Raw genomic sequence first — 11,832 nt, forward strand, 5'->3', positions numbered from 1 at the left:
GGGATGCGCGACGTTGCCGCGCCTTGACAGGCAGGGCGCCCATATCGCATCCCGTCCCGCTCTCTGCGCCGGTGAGCGGCGCTGTTAGCCTGAGGTCGATCCCCGAGGAGGACCTGTGACCCAGGCCGATTTCGTCGTCGTCGCCAACCGCCTTCCCGTCGACCGCACCCCCGACGGTGAGGGGTGGAGGCGTTCCCCCGGCGGTCTCGTGACCGCTTTGGAGCCCGTCATGCGTCGTGCCGACGGCGCGTGGGTCGGATGGGCCGGTCAGCCCGACGTCGAACTCGATCCCTTCGAGTTCGACGGCACGCACCTCGTTCCGGTGGTGCTGTCGGCCGCAGACGTGCAGAACTACTACGAGGGGTTCTCGAACGACACGATCTGGCCGCTCTACCACGACGTGATCGCCGCGCCCACGTACAAGCGGGCCTGGTGGGACGCGTACGTCCGCGTGAACCGCCGGTTCGCCGAGGCAGCCGCCGCGGTGGCCGCCGAGAACGCCATCGTGTGGGTGCAGGACTATCAACTGCAGCTCGTTCCCAAGCTGTTGCGCGAACTGCGCCCCGACCTGACGATCGGCTACTTCCACCACATCCCGTTCCCGGCGTACGGGCTGTACTCGCAGCTTCCCTGGCGCAAACAGGTACTCGAAGGACTCCTCGGTGCCGATGTCATCGGATTCCAGCGCGTGGCCGACGCCGGCAACTTCGCCCGCGCTGTCCGGCGCCAGCTGCGCTTCGAGACCAAGGCCAGCGGCATCCTGGTGCCCGACGGCGAGAGCGGCACGCGCGTCGCCCTCGCGAAGGCGTTCCCGATCTCGATCGACGCCGAGTCGTACATCGAGCTCGCGCAGAAGCCCGAGATCCAGCAGCGTGCGAAGGAGATCCGCGAGGGCCTCGGGAACCCCCGAAAGATCCTCCTCGGCGTCGACAGGCTCGACTACACCAAGGGCATTCGCCACCGCCTCAAGGCGTGGGGCGAGCTCCTCGAAGACGGCCGGGCGTCGGTGGAGGACGCCACCCTCGTGCAGGTCGCGAGCCCCAGCCGCGAGCGCGTCGACGCCTACGTCCAGCTGCGCGACGAGATCGAGATGACGGTGGGGCGCATCAACGGCGACCACGACACGACCACGCACACCGCGATCCGGTATCTGCACCAGTCATACCCGCGCGAGGAGATGGTGGCGCTCTTCCTCGCGGCGGACGTCATGCTCGTCACGGCTCTGCGCGACGGCATGAACCTCGTGGCCAAGGAGTACGTCGCCAGCCGCATCGACAACCGCGGCGTGCTCGTGCTGAGCGAGTTCGCCGGAGCCGCCGACGAGATGGGCAGCGCGCTGCTCATCAATCCGCATGACATCGACGGGCTGAAGGACGCCGTCATGCGGGCCATCGACATGCCCGCCGCCGAGCAGGGACGGCGGATGCGGAGTATGCGCAAGAAGGTGCGGGATCATGACGTCGAGGATTGGTCGCGTGAGTTCCTCCAGGCCCTGTCGACCTTCCACGACACCGCGTCGAGCGCGCGCGCTGCGGCAGAAGTCGACGCCGCCTCCACGGGGGAGGACGCCGAATGACCGCCGCCGACGCCACCATCGAGGCCGTCGCGACGACGGATCGGCTGCTGATCGCGCTCGACTTCGACGGAACGCTGTCGCCGCTCGTCGACGAACCGATGACAGCACGCATGACGCCGGGTGCCCGCGCGGTCCTGGACGACCTCGTCACCCTCCCGCGCACGGTCGTCGCCCTCGTATCGGGACGCTCGCTCGGACACCTCCGCGAGATCGCGGAGCACGACGACGATTCGCCGATCTGGCTCGCGGGGTCGCACGGAGCACAGTTCTGGGTTCCCGGGTCCGGAGTCGAGGCAGCCGGAGACGACGACGCCGACCTCGCGCTCCGCGATCGCCTCCAGGACGAGGTCGGTCGCCACACTGCCGACATGTCCGGCGTCTGGCTCGAGCCCAAGGAGTACGGCCTCGGTGTGCACACGCGCACAGCGGATGCCGACACCGCCCGCGCCGCGCGAGACTTCGCCGATCGGCTCGTCGCTGCGGAAGCACCCTCCTGGCGCCGGCGCACCGGGCACGACATCCTCGAGTTCTCGTTCCGTCACGAGGGGAAGGACTCCGCGGTCGCCCGGCTGCGCGAGCGGGTCCACGCCTCGGCGGTCATCTTCGCGGGCGACGACGTCACCGACGAGGACGCCCTCCGCTCTCTCGGGGTCGGTGATCTCGGCGTCCGAGTCGGCGGGGGAGAGACGTCGGCGACCTTACGCGTCGACGACATCGACGCGTTCGTCACCGTGCTGGAGGATGTCGCGCGGCTGCGTCGCGCGCACACCGATTAATCGACCGTTCATCGCCCGTGGCGCATCGGCGGGTCTCGCACGAGCAATAGACTTCGAGGATGCCCGCACCGCAGAATCCGAACACCGGCGAGTTCGACATCAAGCCCCGCAGTCGCGTCGTCACCGACGGCATCGAAGCCACCACCTCACGCGGAATGCTCCGCGCCGTCGGTATGGGCGACGAGGACTGGGACAAGCCCCAGATCGGCATCGCGTCGAGCTGGAACGAGATCACTCCCTGCAACCTCAGCCTCGACCGTCTCGCGCAGGGCGCGAAAGAGGGCGTGCACGCCGGCGGCGGGTACCCGCTGCAGTTCGGCACGATCTCCGTCTCCGACGGCATCTCGATGGGCCACGAGGGCATGCACTTCTCGCTCGTGTCGCGCGAGGTCATCGCCGACAGCGTCGAGACCGTCATGATGGCGGAGCGCCTCGACGGGTCCGTGCTGCTCGCCGGCTGCGACAAGTCGATCCCGGGCATGCTCATGGCATCCGCTCGACTGGATCTGTCGAGCGTGTTCCTCTACGCGGGCTCGATCGCCCCGGGCTGGGTCAAGCTCAGCGACGGAACCGAGAAGGACGTCACGATCATCGACTCGTTCGAGGCCGTCGGTGCGTGCCTCGCGGGCAAGATGAGCGAAGCCGACCTCAAGCGCATCGAGTGTGCGATCGCCCCCGGTGAAGGTGCGTGCGGTGGCATGTACACCGCCAACACGATGGCCTCGGTCGCCGAGGCGCTCGGCCTCAGCCTCCCCGGCTCGGCTGCGCCGCCCTCTGCCGACCGCCGTCGCGACTACTTCGCGCACCGCTCGGGCGAGGCCGTCGTCAACCTTCTGCGCCAGGGCATCACGACGCGCGACATCCTCACCAAGGAGGCGTTCGAGAACGCCATCGCCCTCGCGATGGCCCTGGGCGGCTCGACCAACGTCGTGCTGCACCTTCTCGCCATCGCCAACGAGGCCGAGGTCGAGCTGAACCTCCACGACTTCAACCGCATCGGCGACCGCACGCCCCACGTCGCCGACATGAAGCCGTTCGGCAAGTACGTCATGAACGATGTCGACCGCCACGGTGGCATCCCGGTGATCATGAAGGCCATGCTCGACGAGGGCCTGCTGCACGGTGACGCGCTCACCGTGACGGGCAAGACGCTCGCCGAGAATCTGGCCGACCTGAACCCCGACCCGATCGACGGCACGGTCATCCACTCGTTCGACAACCCCATCCACGCCACGGGCGGCATCACGATCCTCCACGGCTCGATGGCTCCCGAAGGTGCCGTGGTGAAGTCGGCCGGTTTCGACGGCAACGTCTTCGAGGGCCCCGCCCGCGTCTTCGAGCGCGAGCGCGCCGCGATGGACGCCCTCGAGGCGGGTGACATCGCTGCTGGCGACGTCGTCGTGATCCGCTACGAGGGTCCGAAGGGCGGCCCCGGTATGCGCGAGATGCTCGCCATCACCGCGGCCATCAAGGGCGCGGGGCTCGGAAAAGATGTACTACTCTTGACGGACGGTCGATTCTCAGGCGGCACAACCGGCCTCTGCATCGGCCACATAGCTCCCGAAGCGGTGGACGCAGGTCCGATCGCCTTCGTGCGCGATGGTGATCTGATACGGGTCGATATCGCCGCTCGCACTCTCGACTTGATCGTCGATGAGGCCGAGCTGAGTTCCCGCCGCGAAGGCTGGGAACCGCTTCCCCCGCGCTATACCCGTGGCGTTCTGGCCAAGTACTCCAAGCTCGTGCACTCCGCTGCGGAGGGCGCGGTCACGGGCTGACGGCCGTCCCCCTTCTCACCTTCTTACGGTTCTCGAGGTACTCCCATGTCCATCGATTCCCCTACGGCGGCCGTGCCCCGGCCGCCCGCCCGCACCGCCCCGGCGCCCGTGATGACGGGCGCCCAGGCGGTCGTCCGCTCGCTCGACCTGCTCGGCGTCACCGACGTCTTCGGTCTCCCGGGCGGAGCGATCATGCCCGTGTACGACCCGCTCATGGATGACGAGCACGTCCGCCACATCCTCGTCCGTCACGAGCAGGGCGCGGGCCACGCGGCCGAGGGCTACGCCGCGGCATCCGGCAAGGTCGGCGTCGCCATCGCGACGTCGGGTCCCGGTGCCACCAACCTCGTCACCGCGATCGCCGACGCCTACATGGACTCGGTGCCGCTCGTGTGCATCACGGGGCAGGTGTTCTCGACCCTCATGGGCACCGATGCTTTCCAGGAGGCCGACATCGTCGGCATCACGATGCCCATCACCAAGCACTCGTTCCTCGTGAAGACCCCCGAAGACATCCCGGGTGCCATCGCGGCGGCCTTCGAGATCGCGTCGACCGGGCGTCCCGGTCCCGTTCTCGTCGACATCACGAAGGACGCGCAGCAGGCCGAAGCACCGTTCGTCTGGCCGCCCAAGATCGACCTGCCCGGTTACCGCCCGGTGACCAAGGCGCACGGGAAGCAGATCCAGGCCGCGGCCCAGCTCCTCGCGACCGCCAAGAAGCCTGTGCTCTACGTCGGCGGTGGGGCGATCCGCTCGAACGCCTCGGCCGAACTGAAGGTGCTCGCGGAAGCCACGGGCGCTCCCGTGGTCACCACGCTCATGGCGCGCGGGGCGTTCCCCGACTCGCACGAGCAGCACCTCGGCATGCCGGGCATGCACGGCACGGTTCCCGCCGTGCTGGCCCTGCAGGAGAGCGACCTCATCGTGTCGCTCGGTGCGCGCTTCGACGATCGCGTCACCGGCAAGGCGGCGCTCTTCGCCCCGCACGCGCAGGTCGTGCACGTCGACATCGACCCGGCCGAGATCTCGAAGATCCGCACCGCCGACGTGCCGATCGTGGGCGACCTCCGCGAGGTGCTCATCGACCTGGATGCCGCTTTCCGCGCTGCGGACGCCGAGAACCCGCACGACTACACGGAATGGTGGACCTACCTGAACGGCCTCCGCGAGGAGTTCCCGCTCGGCTACACGCCCACCACCGACGGTCTGCTCTCGCCCCAGCACGTCATCCAGCGCATCGGCGAGATGACCGGACCCGAGGGCGTCTACGCCTCGGGCGTCGGTCAGCATCAGATGTGGGCGGCGCAGTTCATCAAGTACGAGCGCCCCAACGCGTGGCTCAACTCCGGCGGGGCCGGCACCATGGGCTACGCGGTTCCCGCGGCGATGGGGGCCAAGGTCGCCCAGCCCGAGCGCGCGGTGTGGGCGATCGACGGTGACGGCTGCTTCCAGATGACCAACCAGGAGCTCGCGACCTGCGTCATCAACGACATCCCCATCAAGGTCGCGATCATCAACAACTCCTCGCTCGGCATGGTGCGCCAATGGCAGACGTTGTTCTTCGACGGCCGCCACTCCAACACCGACCTGAACACGGGCCACGGCACGCGCCGCATCCCTGATTTCGTGAAACTCGCCGAAGCGTACGGGTGCCTCGCGATCCGCGTCGAGAAGGAAGACGAGATCGACGCAGCCATCCAGCTCGCGCTCGACACGAACGACCGTCCCGTCGTCATCGACTTCGTGGTGAGCGCCGACGCGATGGTGTGGCCGATGGTGCCGCAGGGTGTCAGCAACAGCTACGTCCAGTACGCGCGCGATCACTCGCCCGCCTTCAACGAGCAGGAGGACTGAGATGTCTCGTCACGTTCTGAGCCTCCTCGTCGAGGACAAGCCGGGTCTGCTGACCCGCGTCGCCGGCCTCTTCGCCCGCCGTGGCTTCAACATCGAGTCGCTCGCCGTGGGTGTCACCGAGGTGCCGGGTCTCTCGCGTATCACGGTCGTCGTCGACGTCGAGGGCCTCCCGCTCGAGCAGGTGACGAAGCAGCTGAACAAGCTGATCAACGTCATCAAGATCGTCGAGCTCGACCCCGCGGCATCCGTTCAGCGTGAGCACGTGCTGGTGAAGGTGCGCGCCGACAACGCCACGCGGTCGAACGTGGTCGAGGTCGTGAACCTCTTCCGCGCTTCGGTCGTCGATTACGCGCCCGACGCGATGGTCATCGAGATCACCGGCGACTCCGGCAAGGTCGGGGCGTTCCTCAAGGCGATCGAGCCTTTCGGCGTGAAAGAGCTCGCGCAGTCGGGTCTGCTCGCCGTCGGCCGCGGCGGCAAGAGCATCACCGAGCGCGTCCTGCGCGGCTGAACACGTCGGTCCCTGAGCCCGGCGACGGGATCGACACCACCCAACCTCATACGTCCAACAACCCCCGGTCCCTTCGACAAGCTCAGGGACCTGACTCAAGGAGAAACATCCTCATGGCAGAGATCTTCTACGACGACGACGCCGACCTCTCGATCATCCAGGCCAAGAAGGTCGCGATCGTCGGCTACGGCTCGCAGGGTCACGCGCACGCGCAGAACCTCCGCGACTCGGGTGTCGAGGTCGTCATCGCGCTCAAGGACGGCTCCAAGTCGACCGCCAAGGCGCAGGAAGACGGCTTCGACGTCAAGAACGTCGCCGACGCCGCCGAGTGGGCGGACCTCATCATGATCCTCGCGCCCGACCAGCACCAGCGCTCGATCTTCGCCGACTCGATCAAGGACAAGCTCACCGCGGGCAAGACCCTCGCCTTCGCGCACGGCTTCAACATCCGCTTCGGCTACATCGACGCTCCCGAGGGTGTCGACGTCATCCTGGTCGCGCCGAAGGCCCCCGGTCACACCGTTCGTCGCGAGTACGTCGCCGGCCGTGGCATCCCCGACATCATCGCCGTCGAGCGCGACGCGTCGGGCTCGGCCTGGGACACCGCGCTCTCGTACGCGAAGGCCATCGGCGGCACCCGTGCCGGCGTCATCAAGACGACCTTCACCGAAGAGACCGAGACCGACCTGTTCGGTGAGCAGGCCGTGCTCTGCGGTGGCATGAGCCACCTCGTGCAGGCCGGCTTCGAGACTCTCGTCGAGGCGGGCTACCAGCCCCAGATCGCCTACTTCGAGGTGCTGCACGAGCTCAAGCTCATCGTCGACCTCATGTGGGAGGGCGGTATCGCCAAGCAGCGCTGGTCGATCTCCGACACCGCTGAGTACGGCGACTACGTCTCGGGCCCCCGCGTCATCTCATCCGACGTCAAGGAGAGCATGAAGGGCGTGCTCGCCGACATCCAGTCGGGTGCGTTCGCCGAGCGCTTCATCGCCGACCAGGACAACGGCGCCCCCGAGTTCCTCGAGCTCCGCGAGAAGGAGCAGGGCCACCCCATCGAGGCCACCGGCAAGGAGCTGCGCGGTCTGTTCGCGTGGAAGCAGCAGGACAGCGACTACGTCGAAGGCTCCGCCGCGCGCTGAGTCCGTCCGTACGAACGCCCCGTGGCTCCGGCCGCGGGGCGTTCGCCATTCCCGCGCGGGCGCCGGGGCGCCGGCCGCATCGGCGGGGCGCGCACCCTGCCGCGGGAGCGCCGCTACCGTGGGACCGTGAGCACACCGCGTGATGACGACGCCCTCTCCTGGGGCGGTGACGACGACCCGACCCTCGACGTGGGGGAGAAACGAGCGCGCGACCCCGAGCCCGGCGGGCCTGAGCCTCTCGTCCCCGAGGCCGCGGAGCCGTCGCCGGCTCCCGTGCGCGAGCCCGCGGCATCCACCTCTCCCGCGCAGGATGACACCCCGGATGCCGCCGCCTCCGCGCCGCTCGGAAACGTCGGTCTCGTCGGTATCGGCATGGTGGCCGCAACTTTCCTTCTCTTCGCGCTCGGTTGGCTGGTCGCCGGCCGCCAGCTGCAGAGCCTCGGTATCCCGATCCCCGACGTCACCGTCATCGCCATGACCATCGGCGCCACCCTCGCGCCCATCGTGTGGTTCGTCGCCGTGCTCGTGTTGACGCGCTCGTGGCGCACGTGGCAGCGATTCCTGCTGCTCATCCTCGGAATCGTGCTTCTCGTTCCCTGGCCCTTGCTGTCGATGGCGGACCTCGCATGAGCGCCGCCCGCACCCGCAGCCTGCCCACCTGGCTGATCGTCACGATCGCCGGGATCTTCGGCCTGCTCTACGCCTACATCGTGTGGAGCTCGGTCGCGCTGCTCGTCCTGCAAGTGAACGGCCCGCTGGGTCTGAACGGTCTGGGGTGGTTCGTGTACTTCCTGCCGATCGTGTTCCCGCTGCTCGCCTTCGGCGTCTCCTTCGGGATCGGCTGGCGTCGCAAGGCGGGAGAGTTCGCGATCGTCCTGCTGGCCGGCCTCACCCTGTCGGCCGCGTTCTGGCTCGCGATCGTGGGCTACGGCACCACGTCCTACGGACTGTACGGGTCCTAGGCCGCCCGTAGCCCGTCAGTCCGTTCCCGGCGGTGTCACACGGTCCGGCAGTCGTGCGCCTCCGCGCTAGGCTGGCAGACGGCCCGCACGGGTCGCGCGCCCGGTTCGCGCCGGTGGTGCACGACGGTGCGCGTCAGACCCCCAGCACCGTTTCGAAGGACGCATCCGTGACGAAGCCCGTCGTGCTCATCGCCGAAGAACTCTCTCCCGCCACGATCGACGCGCTCGGCCCCGACTTCGACGTGCGCAACGTCGATGGGACCGACCGCCCCGCTCTGCTCTCGGCCCTCGCCGACGCACACGCGGTGCTCGTGCGCTCGGCCACTCAGATCGACGCCGAGGCCCTCGCCGCGGCTCCCTCGCTGAAGGTCGTCGCCCGCGCCGGAGTCGGTCTCGACAACGTCGACATCAAGTCGGCCACCGCGGCGGGCGTCATGGTCGTGAACGCCCCGACCTCCAACATCATCTCGGCGGCCGAACTCACCGTCGGTCACGTGCTCAGCCTCGCGCGCCGCATCCCCGCCGCGCACGCCTCGCTTGCACAGGGCCTGTGGAAGCGCAGCTCGTTCACCGGCACCGAGCTCTTCGAGAAGACCATCGGGATCATCGGACTCGGCCGTATCGGCGCGCTGATCGCTGCCCGCCTGCAGGCCTTCGACATGCGCGTCATCGCGTACGACCCGTATGTCACGGCGACGCGCGCGCAGCAGCTCGGTGTCCAGCTGGTGTCGCTGGACGAGCTGCTCGAGCAGAGTGACTTCGTCACGATCCACATGCCGAAGACGCCCGAGACGACCGGCATGATCGGCGCCGAGCAGTTGCGCCGCATGAAGAACACCGCGTACGTCATCAACGTCGCCCGCGGTGGGTTGATCGACGAAGATGCGCTGTTCGAGGCGCTCACGACCGGCGAGATCGCCGGCGCGGGTCTTGACGTGTTCTCGACCGAGCCCCCGGTCGAGGGGGGCCCGGCGCGTAAGCTCCTCGACCTGCCGAACGTGGTCGTCACCCCGCACCTCGGTGCGAGCACCGAGGAGGCGCAGGAGAAGGCGGGCGTCTCGGTCGCGCGCTCGGTGAAGCTCGCCCTCGAGGGAGACCTGGTCCCCGATGCCGTGAACGTCGCCGGCGGGGCGATCGACCCGTTCGTGCGTCCCGGCATCGCGCTCGTCGAGATGCTCGGCCAGTTCTTCAGCGGCCTCGCCGACAGCGCCCTCACGAGCCTCGACATCGAGGTGCGGGGCGAGCTCGCGCAGTACGACGTGAGCGTGTACCGCCTCGCCGCCCTCAAGGGATACTTCAGCCGGATCGTCAGCGAGAGCGTCTCCTACGTCAATGCACCGCTGTTCGCGGAGCAGCGCGGTGTCGAGGCCCGCCTCGTCGTCGAGGCCGAGAGCCCGCTGTACCGGAACATCACGATCCTGCGCGGCACCCTGGCCGACGGTTCGAGCCTGACCGTGGCCGGCACGCTCGCCGGGACCCGTATGGTCCCGAAGGTCGTCGCGATCAACGGCTACGACATCGAGGTCCCCATCGAGCGGCACCACCTCGTGATGCGCTACGCCGACCGTCCCGGCATCGTGGCCATCTACGGCCAGAAGCTGGGGGAGGCGGGCATCAACATCGCGGGCCTGCAGGTGGCGGCACCGGATGCCACGGGTCGCGCGCTCTCGGTGCTCACGGTCGATTCGCCGGTGCCCGACGAGATCCTGGGCGCGATGCGCGAGGCGGTCGGAGCCGACTTGTTCCGTCAAATCGAGATCGTCGAAGGCTGACGGCGGGTATCGCACGAAGAGGGGGGCCGCGAGAGCGACCCCCCTCTTCGTACGTGCGGATGGAAGGAAGGCGCTCTCCGGGCTGAGCGCGGGTGAAAAGATTTCGGTGACGGAGCAGTCATCGACGTGCGCATGTAAACATGTTCCTATGTCCGTCGCGGTGAGAGGTGCCGATGGTGGCACCGCCGACGGCGGAGAAAGGAAAAGTCATGCGTATCTCCCCGAAGCTCCTCATTCCCGTCGTCGTGGCGGCGGCGACGCTCGCCCCGTCGCTACCGGCATCCGCCGCGGTCGACCCGTCGTCGCCTCCGGTGTCTTCCGACGGGCAGCAGCAGGCCCAAGAAGCTGTTGACGCCTGGAAGGCGAACAAACCGTCGTCGTCCGTCGACGCCGCACCCCCGAAGGTCGATGGCTCCGCCACGGCGGCCGGGAGTTGGACGACCCGCACCAGTCTGTACCGCGGCTCGTGGCTGATGTGGGCGAATGAGCACGTCGACTTCGCCTCCGACAATTCGCGGGTCCTCTGGAGCTCCGGGTTTCAGGAGTCGGGTGCGGTCTTCCCGAACAACGTCACGCAGAACGGGACATCGCGTGTGTCGAACGAGGGGTGGAAGCACGTGTGGCGCGGAAGCTACACCGTCGGAGCCGGGGCCCCCACGCCGTGGGGGAATGTGAACGTCTACAACGCGAGTTCCACCGCAACCACCGCCGTGTGGGCCGGCAACGGTTCGTCCGGGTCGTGGAGCGACTGACCTCGACCCGTCTCCGCGTGCGCGCCCTCCGGGTGCGCGCGCGGAGACGCGAGATCATTCGGAACGTCGACCTCGAGGCGGAGGGTGGCGATGTGATCATGCTCGTCGGCGCCAACGGTGCGGGCAAGACCACCTTGCTGCGCTCCCTCGCGGGCCTCCGCAGATTCGAGGGCTCGCTGGAACTGCGGAGCGATCGGGGGGAGATCCCGCTGTCAGGACAGGTCGCGACGGTCCTGGATCATTCGTGCTTCTACCCGCGCTGGTCGGTCGCTGCGAACATCGCCTACGCCGCGAACGATCGGCATGCACCGCGCCATCCGACCGTGATGCGGATGCTCTCCGCCGACCTCCTGCGGACCAGGGTGGCACGGCTGTCGGCGGGGCAGCGGAAGGTGGCGATGCTCGCCGTGGCGTTCGCGAGCGAATCGAGCGTGCTTCTGCTGGATGAGTGCATGAATGACCTCGACCTCGCGCATCGCCTGCTGGTGCGCGAGGTGATCGCGGACGAGGCGGCGCGTCGTTCACGGATCGTGATCGCGACCGGGCATGAAACCGACGTCTTCGACGGTGTGGCGACGAGGGTCGTCGCGTTGCAGGACGGGCAACTCTCCGAGCTGTCCGAGCAGTATCGACTTTCTGGATCGGTGAGACAGGCTTATGCGGGCGCTCTGGGCTGAGGTACGACGCGAACTTCGATGGGCATGGTCGTCGC

General features: G+C 68.2%; 11 protein-coding genes. All 11 read left to right on the forward strand.

Translation table 11 applies throughout. The features are described from left to right. Positions 1–115: 115 nt before the first annotated feature. Positions 116–1,576 carry an alpha,alpha-trehalose-phosphate synthase (UDP-forming) gene (gene otsA, locus PIR02_15210; GenBank protein ID WZH36099.1) on the forward strand — a complete coding sequence of 487 codons (1,461 nt, stop codon included), beginning with the start codon at positions 116–118 and terminating at the stop codon, positions 1,574–1,576. Continuing rightward, complete coding sequence (gene otsB, locus PIR02_15215) at positions 1,573–2,352, forward strand: trehalose-phosphatase (GenBank protein ID WZH36100.1); 780 nt, start codon at positions 1,573–1,575, stop codon at positions 2,350–2,352. Before otsA ends, otsB begins: the two co-directional genes overlap by 4 nt. A 59-nt stretch (positions 2,353–2,411) precedes the next feature. Then, positions 2,412–4,130, forward strand: a complete 1,719-nt coding sequence (ilvD, locus tag PIR02_15220) for a dihydroxy-acid dehydratase (GenBank protein ID WZH36101.1) — start codon at positions 2,412–2,414, stop codon at positions 4,128–4,130. Positions 4,131–4,175: 45 nt separating this feature from the next. Beyond that, positions 4,176–5,984, forward strand: a complete 1,809-nt coding sequence (locus PIR02_15225; GenBank protein ID WZH36102.1) for an acetolactate synthase large subunit — start codon at positions 4,176–4,178, stop codon at positions 5,982–5,984. Between the two features lies 1 nt (position 5,985). After that, the gene (gene ilvN, locus PIR02_15230) at positions 5,986–6,495 is read left to right on the forward strand and encodes an acetolactate synthase small subunit (GenBank protein WZH36103.1); all 510 of its coding nucleotides are present in this window, start codon (positions 5,986–5,988) and stop codon (positions 6,493–6,495) included. Positions 6,496–6,608: 113 nt separating this feature from the next. Further along, entirely contained in the window at positions 6,609–7,634 is a 1,026-nt protein-coding gene (gene ilvC / locus PIR02_15235) for a ketol-acid reductoisomerase (protein WZH36104.1), read from the forward strand. Positions 7,635–7,760: 126 nt separating this feature from the next. After that, complete coding sequence (locus PIR02_15240) at positions 7,761–8,264, forward strand: DNA polymerase III subunit gamma/tau (GenBank protein ID WZH36105.1); 504 nt, start codon at positions 7,761–7,763, stop codon at positions 8,262–8,264. Beyond that, positions 8,261–8,596 carry a bacitracin resistance protein gene (locus PIR02_15245; GenBank protein ID WZH36106.1) on the forward strand — a complete coding sequence of 112 codons (336 nt, stop codon included), beginning with the start codon at positions 8,261–8,263 and terminating at the stop codon, positions 8,594–8,596. The genes PIR02_15240 and PIR02_15245 overlap by 4 nt, the downstream gene beginning before the upstream one ends. 167 nt (positions 8,597–8,763) lie before the next feature. Then, a complete protein-coding gene (gene serA, locus PIR02_15250) occupies positions 8,764–10,368 on the forward strand; it encodes a phosphoglycerate dehydrogenase (protein WZH36107.1) in 1,605 nt (534 codons plus the stop codon). A gap of 209 nt (positions 10,369–10,577) precedes the next feature. After that, the gene (locus PIR02_15255) at positions 10,578–11,120 is read left to right on the forward strand and encodes a hypothetical protein (GenBank protein ID WZH36108.1); all 543 of its coding nucleotides are present in this window, start codon (positions 10,578–10,580) and stop codon (positions 11,118–11,120) included. 32 nt (positions 11,121–11,152) lie between these two features. After that, the gene (locus PIR02_15260; GenBank protein ID WZH39023.1) at positions 11,153–11,797 is read left to right on the forward strand and encodes an ATP-binding cassette domain-containing protein; all 645 of its coding nucleotides are present in this window, start codon (positions 11,153–11,155) and stop codon (positions 11,795–11,797) included. Positions 11,798–11,832 lie beyond the last annotated feature (35 nt).

The organism is Microbacterium enclense, from assembly GCA_038182865.1.
Classification (GTDB): Bacteria; Actinomycetota; Actinomycetes; order Actinomycetales; family Microbacteriaceae; genus Microbacterium; species Microbacterium enclense_B.

What these genes read in the sequence shown, in the direction of transcription:
- ilvC (WZH36104.1), top strand. Translation starts at nt 6,609, where the DNA reads ATGGCAGAGATCTTCTACGACGACGACGCCGACCTCTCGATCATCCAG.
- otsB (WZH36100.1), top strand. Translation starts at nt 1,573, where the DNA reads ATGACCGCCGCCGACGCCACCATCGAGGCCGTCGCGACGACGGATCGG.
- ilvN (WZH36103.1), top strand. Translation starts at nt 5,986, where the DNA reads ATGTCTCGTCACGTTCTGAGCCTCCTCGTCGAGGACAAGCCGGGTCTG.
- PIR02_15225 (WZH36102.1), top strand. Translation starts at nt 4,176, where the DNA reads ATGTCCATCGATTCCCCTACGGCGGCCGTGCCCCGGCCGCCCGCCCGC.
- ilvD (WZH36101.1), top strand. Translation starts at nt 2,412, where the DNA reads ATGCCCGCACCGCAGAATCCGAACACCGGCGAGTTCGACATCAAGCCC.
- PIR02_15255 (WZH36108.1), top strand. Translation starts at nt 10,578, where the DNA reads ATGCGTATCTCCCCGAAGCTCCTCATTCCCGTCGTCGTGGCGGCGGCG.
- PIR02_15245 (WZH36106.1), top strand. Translation starts at nt 8,261, where the DNA reads ATGAGCGCCGCCCGCACCCGCAGCCTGCCCACCTGGCTGATCGTCACG.